The organism is Micromonospora sp. WMMC250, from assembly GCF_027460215.1.
GTDB lineage: Bacteria > Actinomycetota > Actinomycetes > Mycobacteriales > Micromonosporaceae > Micromonospora > Micromonospora taraxaci.
The window spans coordinates 5,071,740-5,086,862 of the sequence record NZ_JAPZBJ010000002.1 but is presented as its reverse complement, the minus strand read 5'-3'; the positions used below and the strand labels follow the sequence as shown (position 1 = coordinate 5,086,862).

16 protein-coding genes are annotated in these 15,123 nt (G+C 71.9%); 8 read left to right on the top strand and 8 right to left on the bottom strand.

What is annotated here, in order from left to right; genetic code table 11:
* Window positions 1–29 precede the first annotated feature (29 nt).
* Window positions 30–863: a dimethylargininase gene (ddaH, locus tag O3438_RS22890; RefSeq protein WP_442929640.1), complete on the bottom strand. Its 834-nt coding sequence runs from the start codon at window positions 861–863 to the stop codon at window positions 30–32.
* A gap of 59 nt (window positions 864–922) precedes the next feature.
* Between ddaH and O3438_RS22885 the strand changes: the two genes are divergently transcribed.
* Both O3438_RS22885 and O3438_RS22880 read left to right on the top strand, forming a co-directional pair.
* Window positions 923–1,384: an Lrp/AsnC family transcriptional regulator gene (locus O3438_RS22885; RefSeq protein WP_088987096.1), complete on the top strand. Its 462-nt coding sequence runs from the start codon at window positions 923–925 to the stop codon at window positions 1,382–1,384.
* Between the two features lie 58 nt (window positions 1,385–1,442).
* Window positions 1,443–2,399 carry a zinc-binding dehydrogenase gene (locus tag O3438_RS22880; protein ID WP_269681836.1) on the top strand — a complete coding sequence of 319 codons (957 nt, stop codon included), beginning with the start codon at window positions 1,443–1,445 and terminating at the stop codon, window positions 2,397–2,399.
* Here O3438_RS22880 and O3438_RS22875 read toward each other — a convergent pair.
* From O3438_RS22875 to mobA, 3 genes are all read right to left on the bottom strand, one after another.
* On the bottom strand, window positions 2,396–3,493 hold the full coding sequence (locus tag O3438_RS22875) for a T3SS (YopN, CesT) and YbjN peptide-binding chaperone 1 (protein ID WP_269681835.1): 1,098 nt from the start codon (window positions 3,491–3,493) through the stop codon (window positions 2,396–2,398). The genes O3438_RS22880 and O3438_RS22875 overlap by 4 nt on opposite strands.
* An 81-nt stretch (window positions 3,494–3,574) precedes the next feature.
* Window positions 3,575–3,841 (bottom strand): DUF6457 domain-containing protein, encoded by a 267-nt coding sequence (locus O3438_RS22870; RefSeq protein ID WP_269681834.1) that lies wholly within the window; start codon window positions 3,839–3,841, stop codon window positions 3,575–3,577.
* Entirely contained in the window at window positions 3,838–4,443 is a 606-nt protein-coding gene (mobA, locus tag O3438_RS22865) for a molybdenum cofactor guanylyltransferase (protein WP_269681833.1), read from the bottom strand. Before mobA ends, O3438_RS22870 begins: the two co-directional genes overlap by 4 nt.
* A 73-nt stretch (window positions 4,444–4,516) precedes the next feature.
* On the opposite strand from mobA, the gene fdhD reads away from it, so the two are divergent.
* Window positions 4,517–5,383 (top strand): formate dehydrogenase accessory sulfurtransferase FdhD, encoded by an 867-nt coding sequence (fdhD, locus tag O3438_RS22860; RefSeq protein WP_269681832.1) that lies wholly within the window; start codon window positions 4,517–4,519, stop codon window positions 5,381–5,383.
* A 3-nt stretch (window positions 5,384–5,386) separates the two neighbouring features.
* Here the strand turns inward: fdhD and O3438_RS22855 are convergent, their stop codons facing one another.
* The 4 genes from O3438_RS22855 to O3438_RS22840 all read right to left on the bottom strand — a co-directional run bounded on the left by O3438_RS22855 (window position 5,387) and on the right by O3438_RS22840 (window position 8,170).
* Entirely contained in the window at window positions 5,387–6,094 is a 708-nt protein-coding gene (locus tag O3438_RS22855) for a GAP family protein (protein ID WP_269681831.1), read from the bottom strand.
* A gap of 309 nt (window positions 6,095–6,403) precedes the next feature.
* The gene (locus O3438_RS22850; RefSeq protein ID WP_269681830.1) at window positions 6,404–6,721 is read right to left on the bottom strand and encodes a helix-turn-helix domain-containing protein; all 318 of its coding nucleotides are present in this window, start codon (window positions 6,719–6,721) and stop codon (window positions 6,404–6,406) included.
* Window positions 6,718–7,044 carry a type II toxin-antitoxin system RelE/ParE family toxin gene (locus tag O3438_RS22845; RefSeq protein WP_269681829.1) on the bottom strand — a complete coding sequence of 109 codons (327 nt, stop codon included), beginning with the start codon at window positions 7,042–7,044 and terminating at the stop codon, window positions 6,718–6,720. The genes O3438_RS22850 and O3438_RS22845 overlap by 4 nt, the downstream gene beginning before the upstream one ends.
* A gap of 79 nt (window positions 7,045–7,123) precedes the next feature.
* On the bottom strand, window positions 7,124–8,170 hold the full coding sequence (locus tag O3438_RS22840; protein WP_269681828.1) for a DUF4192 domain-containing protein: 1,047 nt from the start codon (window positions 8,168–8,170) through the stop codon (window positions 7,124–7,126).
* Window positions 8,171–8,344: 174 nt separating this feature from the next.
* Between O3438_RS22840 and O3438_RS22835 the strand changes: the two genes are divergently transcribed.
* The 5 genes from O3438_RS22835 (at window position 8,345) to O3438_RS22815 (ending at window position 15,038) form a co-directional block, all read left to right on the top strand.
* Window positions 8,345–9,259, top strand: coding sequence for a fructosamine kinase family protein (locus tag O3438_RS22835; RefSeq protein ID WP_269681827.1), 915 nt, complete (start codon window positions 8,345–8,347; stop codon window positions 9,257–9,259).
* Window positions 9,256–10,269 (top strand): GTP 3',8-cyclase MoaA, encoded by a 1,014-nt coding sequence (moaA, locus tag O3438_RS22830; protein ID WP_269681826.1) that lies wholly within the window; start codon window positions 9,256–9,258, stop codon window positions 10,267–10,269. The genes O3438_RS22835 and moaA overlap by 4 nt, the downstream gene beginning before the upstream one ends.
* 3 nt (window positions 10,270–10,272) lie before the next feature.
* On the top strand, window positions 10,273–10,521 hold the full coding sequence (locus O3438_RS22825; RefSeq protein WP_269681825.1) for a MoaD/ThiS family protein: 249 nt from the start codon (window positions 10,273–10,275) through the stop codon (window positions 10,519–10,521).
* A 13-nt stretch (window positions 10,522–10,534) separates the two neighbouring features.
* Window positions 10,535–11,782, top strand: coding sequence for a metallophosphoesterase (locus O3438_RS22820; protein ID WP_269681824.1), 1,248 nt, complete (start codon window positions 10,535–10,537; stop codon window positions 11,780–11,782).
* Window positions 11,783–11,843: 61 nt separating this feature from the next.
* Window positions 11,844–15,038: a UvrD-helicase domain-containing protein gene (locus O3438_RS22815; RefSeq protein WP_269681823.1), complete on the top strand. Its 3,195-nt coding sequence runs from the start codon at window positions 11,844–11,846 to the stop codon at window positions 15,036–15,038.
* Window positions 15,039–15,123: the final 85 nt, after the last annotated feature.

The window sequence follows — 15,123 nt, the reverse complement described above, 5'->3', positions numbered from 1 at the left end:
GCCCCTGACGTACGGAGCTGACGTGCGGGTCAGTGCCGCAGTTCGGCGATGCAGCACTTCACACTGCCGCCGCCCTTCTTCAGCTCGGCCAGCTCGACCGGAACCGGGGTGTAGCCGGCGGCCTTCAGCTTGCCGGCGAGGCGGGTCGCCTCGCTGTTGAGCACCACGTTGGCACCGTCGCTGACCAGGTTGAGCCCGAAGGCCATCGCGTCCTCGTCGTCGGCGATCACCGCGTCCGGGAAGAGCTGGGTGAGCACCCGCTGGCTGGCCGCGGAGAACGCGCCCGGGAAGTAGACGACGTTCGAGTCGTCGATGGCCGCGAGCGCCACGTCGAGGTGGTAGAAGCGCGGGTCGATCAGGCGCAGCGACACCACCGGCCGGCCCAACGCCTCCTGCGCCTCGGCATGCGCCGGGATCTCGGTCCGGAAGCCGTGCCCGGCGAGGATGAGCCCGCCGTGCGCCTCCGGCACGTACGCGAAGTCGCCCTCGCCCTCGTTGGTCTCGCTCGGCGCGACGAACCGCCAGCCCTGGGACTCGTAGAAGGCGTGGTGGGCGGCTGCCTCGGCGGCCCGCTGCTCGTGCTTGAACCGTGCGCCGTACACGCTGCCGTCGACGGTGAACGCGCCGTTGGCGGCGTAGACCATGTCGGGCAGGCCGTGCTCGGGCGTGAGCAGGTGCACCTCGTGGCCGAGACCGACCAGCGTCTCCCGCAGCCGGTCCCACTGTTTGACGGCCAGGTCCCGGTCGACCGGAGTGGTCACGTCCATCCACGGGTTGATCGCGTACTCGACCGCGAAATGCTCCGGCGAGCACATGAGATATGTCCGCTTTCGCGGGAATCGCTGCTGGTTCACGGTCACCAAGAGTAGGTACCGTAGAACTTTGGTAACAGCCACAACCGTTGCTTCCCAGAGGCGGAACGTTGCAGATAGACGCGGTAGACCAGCGAATCATTGCGTTACTCGTCGCCGACGCCCGTGCGTCGTACGCCGACATCGGCACCCGGGTCTCACTGTCCGCCCCAGCCGTCAAGCGTCGCGTCGACCGACTGCGGGCCACCGGCGTGATCAGGGGATTCACGGCTGTGGTGGATCCGGCCGCCGTCGGGTGGACCACGGAGGCCTTCGTCGAGCTGTTCTGCGCCGGCCGGACGACCCCCGCACAGATCGGCGTGGCCACACGCCGGCACCCCGAGGTGGTCGGCGCCTACACCGTCTCCGGCGAGGCGGACGCGCTCGTACACCTGCGCGCCGCCGACATCGCCCACCTGGAGGCGGCACTGGAACGGCTGCGGGCCGAATCCTTCGTGACATCCACCCGCAGCACCATCGTGCTCTCCAGGCTGGTCGAGTCACCGGGTGTGGGCCCCTCCACCGGAGCTTGACCTCAAGTCGGGTTCACCTGTTGCAGTGGTGCTTCCGGCGCGACAGGGAAGGCAAACCATGCTGGCGATCTGGCTACACGAGTTCGGCGGGCCCGAGGTGCTGGTGCCCGAAACCACACCCGACCCGACGCCCGGCCCCGGCCAGGTGCTGATCGACGTCGCGCACGCGAACATCACCTTCGTCGAGACGCAGCAGCGCTCCGGTCGCCCCGGCCCGTTCCGGGTCACCCCACCGCTGATCCCCGGCAACGGAGTCGGCGGAGTGATCACCGCCGTCGGGCCGGACGTCGACCCGACGTTGACCGGGCGTCGGGTGGTCAGCGCCACCGGCGGCTCCGGCGCGTACGCCGAACGCGTGGTGGTGGACGCGTCCGCCCCGATCGAGGTGCCCGCCGAACTGGCTCTGGACGAGGCGGTGGCGCTGCTGGCCGACGGGCGTACCGCCACCATGCTGGTCGAGGCGGTGGGTGTCCAGCCGGGTGACCGGGTGCTGGTGGAGGCCGCCGCCGGCGGGGTGGGCAGCCTGCTGGTGCAGCTCGCGTCCCGGTCGGGCGCGCGGGTGATCGGCGCAGCCGGTGGGCACCGCAAGGTGGAGCTGCTGCCCGGCCTGGGCGCCGAACTGGCCGTCGACTACCGCCTGCCTGACTGGCCCGACCGTGTCCGAGCCGCGACGGGTGGAGTCGACGTGGTGTTCGACGGGGTGGGTGGGCCGACGGCCCAATCCGCGTTCGACCTGCTGGAACCCGGTGGTCGCATGATCAGCTTCGGCTTGGCCAGTGGCGAGTGGTCCCCGGTGTCGGCGGACGCCGCCACGGCACGGCAGGTCACACTGGTCCGGCCGGACGTGCCACCCGCGCGGCTGCGGGCGTACACCCGGCAGGCCCTGGCCGACGCGGCGGCCGGCAACCTGCGACCGCTGATCGGCCAGCGATTCCTGTTGGAACGCGCCGCCGACGCGCACGCCGCCATCGAGGCGCGCGCGACGGTCGGCAAGACCCTGCTGGACAGACTTTAGAGATACATCCCGGTGCGGTGCTCCGAGTCGTCGCGCCGAACCGGCTTGTCACCCTCGCCGAAGAACCGCTTGCCGCCGAACTCGCCGTGCAGACGGTCGTCCAACTCGTCGGCGAGACCGGTCATCACCTGCACCGCGAGCATCAGATGGGTGGCCTGGAAATTGCGACCGAAGACCGGGATGGACGCCCAGACCGTGTCGTCGGCGCAGTAGAGACGGCCGATCGGCATCCGGTTGGTCAACTCGGAGAGCTTCACGTAGAGCCGCTCGGTCGGCTCGACCTCGGTGAGGATCGGGGAGAAGACGTCCACCAGGGGTGGGTTGTCCCGTACCCGCACGAAGACCATCGCCGAACCGGCCCTGATGTTGATGTCGCCGTCCGAGTCGACCTGCAACCGGTCGGTGTCCGACTTCAACATCGTGGAAACCACCGTACGGACCCGATCCGCCAGGTCGAGCACGTCGTCCCGCTCGGTCTGCGCGGCGGCGGCCTCGGCCAGCGCCTCCTCCAGGTCGGCCTCGACATCGGCATCCGGGCCGAACTCGCTGCGCGCGGTGCCCAACGGGTCCACTGCCAAGGGCTCCCCCTCGGCATCGTGCACCAGGTAGACGAGGAAGGCCGGGTGCGGGGCGCCGTAGACGTCCCGCAACGTGCGGGAGAGCAACGCGGCGACCCGGGTCGACTCGGCCGTCGTGGCGTCCAACCCGAAGGACCCGCCGGAGCCGGCGACCACCCCGGGCGGCGACCAGCCGAGCGCGATCATGTCCGCCACCGCGCCCCGGTCCAGCCGGTAACCCGCCGGCAGCGTGGCGTTGCCGACCGCGCGGGCGGACAGTGCGCCGTCACCGTCCACGTCGACGCTGATCGAGTAGACGGCATCTCCGGTGCCGGAGGCGGTGGGATCCAGCGTCACGTCGAGGTGCGCGCCCACCGGAAGGTCCCGCAGTCGTACGGCGAGCGCTCGGGCGAACTCCCGCCACGCCTCGGTCACCTTCGCCCGCAGGTCGGTGGTGCTGGGCTCGTCGAGCAGGATCGACTCCGCCGCGCCAGCGGGCAGCTCACCGTCCGAGGCCGAGGGGTGGTCAGCCGTCATGATCGCCTCCGTCCGTCACGATCACCCTACCCACGCCGCCCGTGCGTCGAATCAGCCCGGACCGGGATCGGACAACGGAACTCAGGGGACCGTCGGGTCCGCCGGGTCGGCGCCCAACTCGACCGGCCAGGTGCCGGCCAGCGCGCTGAGCAGGGCTGCGGCGTCCGCCGGGTCGGCGCCACGCCCGACGGCCACCCCGAGCAGGTAAGCGGTGACCGGCGCACCCGGCCGCAGCACCTGGTGGGCGACGTCGCGGGCCAGATCCAGCACCGCCGGCACGGGCACCGCGGAAGGGTCCAGCTCCAACTCGGCGCACGCCGCCGTGACCCAGTCGTCCATCACCGTCATCGCGCCCACTCCTCCGCCCGGCGTACGTCCTCGTCAGTGTCGCAGTCGAACCACGGCGGCGGGCCGTCGCCGGACCAGGGCACCTCCCGTGTCACAAGCCCGGCCAGCAACGCCCGGACCGGGGCGCCGGACAGACTTCCACCGCGTTCGGCCGCCAACCGGTCCAGCCCCGCCCGCAGCGCGGGGACATGCCACACACCGCACAGTGACTGCCGCCGCCCGTCGCCGTCCACGTAACAAGCGCCGTCGGGCTGCGGATCGACCCGGGTGAGCTGGTCCAGCAACTCGCCGATCGCGGAGCGCGTCAGCAGCGGCAGGTCCGCGGCGAGCAACGCGACCAGCGCCGTCTCCGGGTCGAGCACTGCCAACCCGGCCGCCGCCGCGGCGACCGGACCGCCTCCGGGCGGGTCCTCCCGAACGACACGCACCCCGGTCGGCACGGCATCGACCGGACCGACCAGCACCCGTGGCGTGGCGTCGGCGACGGCAGCCAGCACCCGGTCACGCATCGGCCGGCCCCCGACCGGGACCGCGGGCTTGTCCACGCCGCCCATCCGGCGGGCCGCCCCACCCGCGAGCACCACAGCCGCGTACGTCCCCATCCGGCCACGGTAGCCGGGTATCCGATGCGCGGTGGCCGTGCGCGCCGCCCGGCCCGAGGTGGAGGATGGCGGGATGGGACGGGCAACTGATCGGCGGGGCGTACTCCGAATCGACCTGGAAGCGGTGACCGCCGGACGGGGATCCGTCCGTCGTCCGGACACGCTCGCCGTGGAGGAGCCGCTGGAGATCCGCGTGGGCGCGGCCGGCCCCGGTCGCCGACGGCCGCTCGCCGTCACCATGCGCACCCCCGGTGACGACCTGGACCTGGCCATCGGGTTCCTGCTGACGGAAGGGCTGATCCGGTCGACGGACGACGTGTCGACCGCCCAGCTCTGCGCGGGCGCGGAGACACCGAACACGTACAACGTGGTGGACGTGGTGCTCGCGCCCGGTGTGCCGGAACCGACCACCGACCCGTCCCGGAACTTCTACACGACCAGCTCCTGCGGGGTCTGCGGCAAGGCGAGCATCGACGCGGTACGCACCCGGTCGCTGTTTCCGGTCTCGGCGGATCCACTCAGCGTCCCGGCCACGCTCCTCACCGAGCTGCCCGACCGACTACGCGCCGCCCAGCGTGGTTTCGAACGGACCGGTGGGCTCCACGCGGCGGGGCTGTTCACCCCCGACGGTGAGCTGGTGGTGCTCCGGGAGGACGTGGGCCGGCACAACGCCGTGGACAAGGTGATCGGCTGGGCGGTCCGGGAACGACGACTACCACTTGCCGGGCACCTGCTGCTGGTCTCCGGACGGGCCAGCTTCGAGCTGACCCAGAAGGCCTGGATGGCGGGGCTGCCTCTGCTGGCCGCTGTGTCCGCCCCGAGCACACTCGCCGTCGAACTGGCCGACGAGGCGGGGATGACACTTGTCGGTTTCCTGCGCGGTCGGACGATGAACGTCTACGCCGGGCCGCACCGGATCACCGTGGAGCAGCCGGCCTGACGCTCAGCGGTCGATCAGGCCGAACAGGCCGAGGCGGACGGCGGCGTCCCGGGCGATCAGGAAGCCGGCGATGCCGAGGATCCAGCCCAACGCGCTGCCCGCCTTGTTCACGATCCAGTTGTTGAGTCGGGCGAGCACCGGTTCGACCAGTGCCGGGCGAGCCACCCTGGCAGCCAGCAGGAGCATCGCCGGCAACACCATGACCAGGCAGTATCCGGCGAGCAACGCCACCACGCTGACCGAACCGACCCCGGAGGTGGCCAGCAGACCCACCGCACCGAGGTACGGAAGCATTGTCGCCACCTCGGCGAGCGCGGCGAGCAGGGCGAGCCCGACCAGCCATCGGACCGAGGAGTCGCCGGCGGTCGCCCGGTCCCGCCACCGCAGCACACCACCGGTACGCGGACGCCGTTTGCCGTCGTAGCGGAAGCTGAGCACCAGCATGCCGACACCGAGGACGAGTTGCGCCCAGAGCACAGCCCGGTTGTCCAACGCACCGCCCAGCGCGTCCGCGAGCGTGCTGCCACCGAAGACCAACAGCAGCCCCACCCCCAGGTAGAACCCCGCGATCGTGGCGAGGTAGCCCAGGATCCGTCGGGCGTTGACCGGCCCGGGGGCGAGCAGCAGCCAGACCGGGATGAACAGGGTGCCGATGCTGGTGCTGTCGATCAGCGCCAGCCCGGCCAGCGACAGCAGCAATTCGGGGGTCACGAGATCATTCTTCGGGAGCGATGGCCCTGCCGCGTCGGCCGTGGACAGGAGCAACGCGTACATCCTTCGACGGAGGCCCTCGCCGAGGGGCCCGCCCCGGGCGATCGACCCCGGGGGAACGAGGGATCAGCGCCGGGGCGGGAGTGGGTGGGCTATGCGCCAACCCTTGATCCACTCGGGTTCGTTGATATCGGGGCATCCTGACGACCGGGACACCCCGTTATTCAGGAAGCCGAGCCGATCAACCCCAGTCGCGCCACCGACACCGGCTGGTTGCCGTCTGGGCCGCCCTACGCCGGGCGCGGTCCGCTAGGCGGCCACGATCTCGACGGCACCGCGGGAGATCTTGACGTCGAACACCATGCCGGTGCCGTTGGAGAGCTTGGCGAGCGTGGCGATCGACGGCGGCTGGTCGCCGGACTCTAGGCGCGCGATGACCGACTGGGTCATCGCCACCCGTCGGGCGAGCGCGGTCTGGGTCAAGTCGTTGTCGGCGCGGTACCGCACGATACGGAGTGCGACCTCGCGCGCGAAGGCTGTTCGATCCCACTCCGCACGGAATGCCGGGTCGCTCCTGCTGGCATCGTCGATGACCTGCTGCGAGGTCTTGAGTTCGGAACGCTTCATCCCTCCACCTCCACGTCCTTGATCCTTCGCTCCGCGGCTGCGACGGCCCGGGTGAAGTTCCGCTGACTGACGCTGGCCTCTGGGCCGATGGCGCCGACCACGAAAGCCTCGCCAACCTGTGCGTAGAAGACGCGCCACCTGCTGCGCCCTCCGCGCGGTCGCAGCTCACGAAGGTTGTCGGCAGTTCGGATCTTGCTGGAGTGCGGGTAGCCGAGGTTGGGGCCGAGGCTCTCCAGCTTCTCGACGGCGTGCCCGATGGCCGCTTGTTCGACCGCGGGTATGGCTCGCAGTTCGGTCGCGGCCTCCGGGTGGAAGAGGACCAACCAGAGCCGACTATAGCAAAATTGCGATACGGCTGCCGGGAGATCTCCAGCGGCCGGGCGGCAACCGGGAGCAGGCTCCTCAGCGGCGACCACGTCGACTCCTCCGGCGTGGGCGGATCACTCCCGGCATGCCCACCGACGGCCAGCCGTCGAGCTCGGACGGGGGCACGCCGCGCCGGAGAAGGTCGTCCAACAACACGGCGAGTGAGTAGTCCGGGTGCAGGCTGAGCGTGCGTTCGAGCGCGACCGCCGCCAGCGCCCCCTGCCCCGCGCGCCAGGCCGCGAAGGCCAGCAGAGCCCCGGGCGCGGCAACCAACTCCGGCTCGGCCCGGCGCAGGACGTCGGTCCAGAGGGTGATGTCCCGGTCCCGACCGTCCGTGCGTTCCCAGGCGTGATCACGGACCGGGAGGTGGGTCATCAGCAGGCTCAACCAGGCCACCTCGTCGTCGTCGAGCCGCTCGTCGCGTCGCTGCCGACGCTGGGCCTCGCGAACCGCCGCCACGCCGGCCGAGCGCAGAGCCCGCCCGCCGAGCAGGTCACTCTCGGGCGCCTGCTCGATCAGCTCGGCCATTCGCACCTCGGCGCGGGCGGTGGCCGCTCGTACCGCCTCCCGGGCCGACCCGTCGACCGGTGCCACCTGCGCCACGAGCGCGGCCCGATCGGGCAGGGCGACCTGGCCCGCGAAGACCGCCGAGGCGGTCACCGGGTTGGCGCTCGGGTCGTAGCGCCGACCCTCGGGCGGGCAACAGTCGGGCTCGACGCAGAGGTAGGACCACCACCTGCCCTCGGTCACCCGCAACGCGTCGAGCACCTCCGTCCCGCCGGCGACCAGTGCGACACGCACCGCGTCCACCGCCGGAGTGACCCGGTCCGGTGGCCCGTAACCGACCACCGTGGCGGACTCCGCACCCTGCCTGCGGATCACGCCGGCCAGATGCCGTGCCCGCTCGACGGGATCGGTCGACGGGTCGGGCAGGTCGGCGCGGGCGGCGAAGATGATCTGGCGGCCGAGCAACGCGACGGCGACCACGCTGTCGGTGGGATGGAACCCGAGCAGGTACGGCACCGCGGCGATCAGATCGGCGGGGGAGCGGACGGTGAGCTGGGGGCGTTCGGTCGCTGTCATGCCGGTAGCGTGCGGCGCTCCGGTCCGACGCCGCCGCCCCTGTGGACGACACGCGGCTTATCCACAGTTACTCAGCGTATTTTGCCTGCTCGACCCACATCCACGGGTGCCGCAGGAGAGTCGATGTCCCTCGGGCGGGGCCGCAGTGTCGTGGGGAGCGGTTACCGTGCGCTGATGGACCTCGCGTACCTACGCGCGCACCCGGCACACCTGCCGACCTTCCGGACCCACCAGCGCATCCGGGAGACGCCGGTCGCCGGTGGAAACATCTGTGCCGCCGCCCGGCTCACCCTGGACGACGGTCACTCCGTCTTCGCCAAGTCCTGGCCCGAGAAGGCCGATCGGACGGCACCGGAGGGCTTCTTCGCCGCCGAGGCCGCCGGGCTGCGGTGGCTGCGGGAGGCCGGCGCTGTCGCCGTACCCGAGGTGATCGTGGCTCTGCCGAGCCTGCTGGCGCTCGACTGGGTGGAGCCCGGCGAACCGACGCCGGAGGCTGCGGAACGCTTCGGCCGGGAGTTGGCCGACCTGCACCGGGCGGGGTCGGCCAGCTTCGGTGCGCCCTGGCCAGGCTTCATCGGCTCGCTCCCACAGGACAACACCCCCACCCACGGGCCCTGGTCGACGTGGTTCGCCGAGCGACGGCTCCTCCCCTATCTGCGACGCTCAGTCGACGGGGGTGCGTTGACCAGCGCCGACGTCGCACTGGTCGAGCGGGTGATCGATCGGGTCGGCGAGTTCGGCGGCGACGAGCCGCCCGCGCGGGTCCACGGCGACCTGTGGCCGGGCAACGTGCTGTGGGGGGCCGACGACCGGGTCTGGCTCGTCGATCCGGCAGCGCACGGCGGGCACCGGGAGACAGATCTCGCCCAACTCGCGCTCTTCGGCGGCATCCCTCACCTGGCTCGGGTGCTCGCCGCCTACCAGGAGGCCTGGCCGTTGCCGGACAACTGGCAGGCTCGGCTACCGGTGCACCAACTGCATCTGCTGCTCGTGCACACCGCGCTGTTCGGCGGCAGCTACCGAGATGTGGTGGTCCAGACCGCCCGTGCCGCCCTGGGCCGGGCCGAGCGCGCTACGGTCGACAGGTGAGCGTCGCCCCGGGGACCGACGGGGTCCTCGTCGACCGGTACGGCCGCGTCGCCCGGGACCTGCGCGTGTCCCTCACCGACAAGTGCAACCTTCGCTGCACCTACTGCATGCCGGCCGAGGGTCTGCCCTGGCTGGCCGGCCCCGAGTTGCTGACCGACGAGGAGATCGTCCGGCTGGTCCGGGTGGCCGTCGAGCGGCTCGGCGTGACCGAGGTGCGGTTCACCGGCGGTGAGCCGCTGATCCGGCCCGGGCTGGTCGGCATCGTGACCGCGGTCGCCGCGTTGCGGCCCCGCCCCCGGGTCTCGTTGACCACCAACGGCATCGGTCTGGACCGGTTGGCCCCGGCGCTGCGGGCGGCCGGCCTGGACCGGGTGAACGTCTCACTGGACACCCTGGACCCGGGCCGGTTCGACCGGCTCACCCGCCGGCCCCGCCTCGACGCGGTGTTGGCCGGGCTCGCCGGGGCGAAGGCCGCCGGGCTCAGCCCCGTGAAAATCAACTCCGTGCTGATGCGCGGTGTCAACGAGGACGAGGCACCGGCACTGCTGCGCTTCGCTCTCGACCACGACTACCAACTGCGGATCATCGAGCAGATGCCGTTGGACGCCCAGCACGGCTGGGACCGCAGCACGATGGTGACGGCCGAGGAGATCCTGACCTCCCTGCGTACCTCCTTCGATCTCAGCGCCGACCCGGCCGAGCGCGGCGCGGCACCGGCGGAGACCTGGTTGGTCGACGGCGGGCCCGCCCGGGTCGGTGTGATCGCCAGCGTCACCCGCCCGTTCTGCGGGGACTGCGACCGCACCCGGCTGACCGCCGACGGCCAGGTCCGCGCCTGCCTCTTCGCGACGGAGGAGTCCGACCTGCGCGCCGCGCTGCGCGGCGGCGCGGACGACGACGAGCTGGCCCGGCGCTGGCGCACCGCGATGTGGGGCAAGCGTGCCGGGCACGGCATCGACGATCCCACCTTCCTGCAGCCGACCCGGCCGATGTCCGCGATCGGGGGCTGAGACGTGGAGTCGTTGACCGTCCGCTACTTCGCAGGTGCCCGCGCCGCCGCCGGCCGTGCCGAGGAGGCCCTGCCCGGCGGGCGGTCCCTCGACGACCTCACCGCGGAACTGACCCAGCGTCACGGCGACCGGCTCGCCGCGGTGCTGCGGGTGGCGAGTTTCCTCGTGGACGGCGTGACCTGTCATGATCGTCGGGCACCCCTGCCTGCCGGGGCCACGATCGACGTCCTGCCCCCGTTCGCGGGCGGCTGAGGGAGGCGCACGCATGTTGGCGGTTCTGGGGTTCGTGGCCGTCCTGGCTCTGATCACCTGCCTCATCCACCTCTACCTGTGGAAGCGGCTGGTTCGGGACACCACCACCCCGGGTCGGTGGCGACGGATCGGCGGAATCGCCGCCCTGGTGCTGGCGCTGCTCGTGCCGGCGACAATGGCCGGGACGCAGGCCGGGCTGTACTGGCTCGCCTGGCCGGGCTACCTGTGGCTAGCGCTGATGTTCTACCTGCTTGTGGTGCTGATCGTGCTCGAGGTGCCGATGCTGGTCACCCGGCTGGTGCTGCGCCGCCGGGTGATCGCCGCGGAGCCGACCGCCGCCGCGCCCGAGCCGGTGCTGGTCGGTGCCGCCGGGCCCACCGAGCCGCCGGCCGCCGGCGCCGTCGCGGCACCGGACCACGACCCGGCCCGCCGGCTCCTGCTGGCCCGTAGCGCGGCCATCTTCGCCGGCCTCACCGCCACCGCCACAGTGGGGTACGGCGTCCGCACCGCCCTCGGCCCACCACGCCTGGACCGGGTGCAGATCCCGCTGGCCAAACTCCCCCGCAGCATGGACGGCCTACGGATCGCGACCGTCTCCGACATCCACCTCGGCCCCCTGCGCGGCCGGGCGCACACCGAGCGGATCGTGGCCGCGATCAACCGGCTCGACGCGGACCTGGTCGCGGTCGTCGGCGACCTGGTCGACGGCTCGGTCGCCGAACTCGGCTCGGCCGCCGCGCCGCTGCGTGACCTGCGCTCCCGGTACGGCAACTTCTTCGTCACCGGCAACCACGAGTACTACTCCGGCGTGGAGGAGTGGGTCCAGGAGGTCGACCGTCTCGGCCTGCGGGTCCTGCAGAACCGCCGCCAGGAGATCCAGGCCCGGGGCGGCGTGCTCGACATCGCTGGCGTCAACGACCTGGACGCCACGGGAGACAGCGGTCTGGCGGCCGGTCCGGACTTCGCCGCCGCCCTCGGTGACCGCGACCCGAGCCGCCCGGTGGTGCTGCTCGCCCACCAGCCGTTGGCTGCGGTGCAGGCGGCCAGGTACGGCGTCGACCTGCAACTGTCCGGGCACACGCACGGTGGCCAGATGGTGCCGTTCAACCTGGCCGTGCGGCTGGAGCAGCCGGTGGTCAGCGGCCTCGGCGAGGTCGACGGCACCAAGGTGTACGTGACCAACGGTGCCGGCTTCTGGGGCCCACCGGTCCGGGTCGGCGCCGAGCCGCAGATCAGTCTGGTCGAGTTGCGCTCGGCATAGCGGATGTCACGTCCGCGCGTGGCGGCAGGCGACCGGCGCGGCGGGCGTGACAGGATGCGGCGTGCCTCCGTTCAGCGCCGTACCCCCCGGTGGCCTACCGCCATTCGTCGCGGACCTGCACATCCATTCGAAATACTCGCGCGCGTGCAGCCGCGACCTCACCACACCGAATCTCGCGTGGTGGGCCCGCCGTAAGGGCATCGGTCTGCTCGGCACCGGCGACTTCACCCACCCCGCCTGGTACGACCACCTGCGGGAGACCCTTCGGCCCGCCGAGCCAGGGCTGTACCGGCTCGACGCCGACGCGGAACGGGACGTCGCCCGTCGGCTGCCTCCCCGGCTGGCGAGCGCCGCCGAGGCGGACCCGGTCCGGTTCATGCTGAGCGTGGAAATTTCCACCATCTACAAGCGGGACGACCGGACCCGCAAGGTGCACCACCTGATCTACCTGCCCGACCTGGACGCGGTAGCACGGTTCAACACCGCGCTCGGCCGGATCGGCAACCTCGGCTCGGACGGCCGGCCGATCCTCGGCCTGGACTCCCGCGACCTGCTGGAGATCACCCTGGAGGCCAGCGGAGACGGCTTCCTGGTGCCGGCGCACATCTGGACGCCGTGGTTCTCCGCGCTGGGCTCGAAGTCGGGCTTCGACGCGATCGCGGACTGCTATGCCGACCTGTCCGAGCACATCTTCGCGGTGGAGACCGGTCTCTCGTCCGACCCGGCGATGAACTGGCGGGTCGGCAGTCTGGACGGCTACCAGTTGGTGTCCAACTCGGACGCGCACTCCCCGCCGGCCCTGGGCCGGGAGGCGACGGTGCTGACCGCCGAGCGCAACTACTTCGCCGTCCGGGATGCGCTGCGGACCGGTGACGGCCTGGCCGGCACCATCGAGTTCTTCCCGGAGGAGGGCAAGTACCACGCGGACGGGCACCGACTGTGCGGCGTCAACTGGTCGCCGGAGCGCACCCGTGCCGCCGGCGGTCGTTGCCCCGAGTGCGGCAAACCCCTCACCGTGGGCGTCCTCAGCCGGATCGAGGAGCTGGCCGACCGCCCGGCGGGGCACCGGCCGGCGGACGCCCGGGACGTCACCCACCTGGTGCCGCTGGCCGAGATCCTCGGTGAGATCAACAAGGTGGGCGCCCGGTCGAAGAAGGTCGAGGGACGACTCAACGAGTTGGTGGCGACCCTCGGCCCCGAGCTGGAGATCCTGACCACCACGCCGCTCACCGACATCGCCCAGACGGGCGGGGAACTCCTCGCGGAGGGCATCGGACGGTTGCGGCGGGGCGAGGTACGTCGGGTGCCGGGCTACGACGGCGAGTACGGGGTGATCACGCTCTTCGACAGGGCGGAGTTGGGCGCTCACGCGGGCACGGCACAGGAGACGCTGTTCGACGTACCCGTGCCGGCGCAGCGACGTCCCTCGGAACCGACGGCCCGCGCGACGGCCAAGCGCCCGGCGGCGGCCAAGGCCGAGCCGAAGCGCAAGCCGGCCCCGGCGCCCGCGCCACCGATCGCGCCGCCGCCGTCGCCCCACGAGCCGTTCGAGCCGATGCTGTCCGGCATGGAGGAGGTCGGCACCGGTCTGCTGGACCGGCTGGACGCGATGCAGCGGGTGGCCGCCTCCGCACCCGGCGGGCCGCTGCTCATCGTCGCCGGCCCGGGCACCGGCAAGACGCGGACGCTCACGCACCGGATCGCGTACCTCTGCGCGGAGCTGAACGTCTTCCCGGAGCACTGTCTGGCGATCACGTTCACCCGTCGCGCCGCCGAGGAGCTGCGGCACCGCCTCGACGGCCTGCTCGGCCCGGTCGCCGAGGACGTCACAGTCGGCACGTTCCACGCGCTGGGGTTGACCATCCTTCGGGAGAACGCCGCTGGCGTGGGCCTGCCGAGCGACTTCCGGATCGCCGACGACGCCGAGCGGGCGGCGGCGCGGGTCGAGGCCGGCGACGACAGCGCCGGCTACACGGCGCTGCTGCGCAAGCAGGACCTGGTCGACCTGGACGAGCTGGTGAGCCTGCCGGTGGAGTTGTTGCGGGCCGATCGTGGGCTGGTGCAGCGCTACCGGGACCGCTGGCGGTGGATCTTCGTCGACGAGTACCAGGACGTCGACGAGACGCAGTACGAGCTGCTGCGGCTGCTCAGCCCGGCGGACGGCAACCTCTGCGCGATCGGCGACCCGGACCAGGCGATCTACTCGTTCCGGGGTGCCGACGTCGGCTACTTCCTGCGCTTCTCCGAGGACTTCACGGACGCCCGGTTGGTCCGACTCAACCGCAACTACCGCTCGTCCGCGCCGATCCTGGCCGCCGCCGTGCAGGCCATCGCGCCGTCCTCGCTGGTTCGTGGCCGGCGACTGGACCCTGCCCGGCTCGACCCGGAGGCTCCGCTGGTCGGCCGTTACCCAGCGGCCTCCGTCGCCGAGGAGACCGACTTCGTGGTCCGTACCGTCGACGAACTCGTCGGCGGGCTGTCTCACCGCTCGCTGGACTCGGGCCGGATCGACGGCCGCTCCACGACGTTGTCGTTCTCCGACATTGCCGTGCTGTATCGCACCGACGCGCAGGCCGCACCCGTCGTGGACGCCCTGACCCGGGCCAACATCCCGGTGCAGAAGCGGTCCCACGACCGGCTGCGGGACCGGCCTGGGGTGGCGGCCATCGCCCGCGAGTTGCGGCACGCCGACGGACTGGCCGGCCCGCTGGCCGCCCGGGTGCGACTGGCTGGCCAGGTGGTCGCGGAGCGGTTCGCCGTGCCCACCCTCGACGGCGTCGGCGGCCCGGTCCGTCCCGAGGACGTCCGCTCGGCCGTGGACCTGCTGACCCCACTGGCCCGCCGCTGCGGGGACGACCTGGAGACGTTCCTGTCGCAGTTGGCGACCGGCGCGGAGGTGGACGCGCTCGACCCGCGCGCGGAGGCGGTCACGCTGCTCACCCTGCACGCCGCGAAGGGCCTGGAATTCCCGGTGGTCTTCCTGATCGGTGTCGAGGACGGGTTGCTGCCGCTGCGGTGGCCCGGCTCGACGCCCGACGAGGACGCGGTCGCCGAGGAGCGTCGGCTCTTCTTCGTCGGCCTCACCCGCGCCCAGGACCGGCTCTATGTCAGCCACGCCGCACGGCGTACCCGTCATGGCGTGGAGCGGGACTGCGCTCCTTCGCCGTTCCTCGGCGCCATCGACCCCGGCCTGTTCGAGCGGTTCGGAGAGGCCGAGCCCCGTCGCCCCAAGGACCGGCAGCTCCGCCTGATCTGACGGCCCGAGCCGTGACGCCAGCCAGCACGAGCCCTCGCCGCACTAGGACGCGTACGCGGTATACCTGTGAGTCATATCTATGACT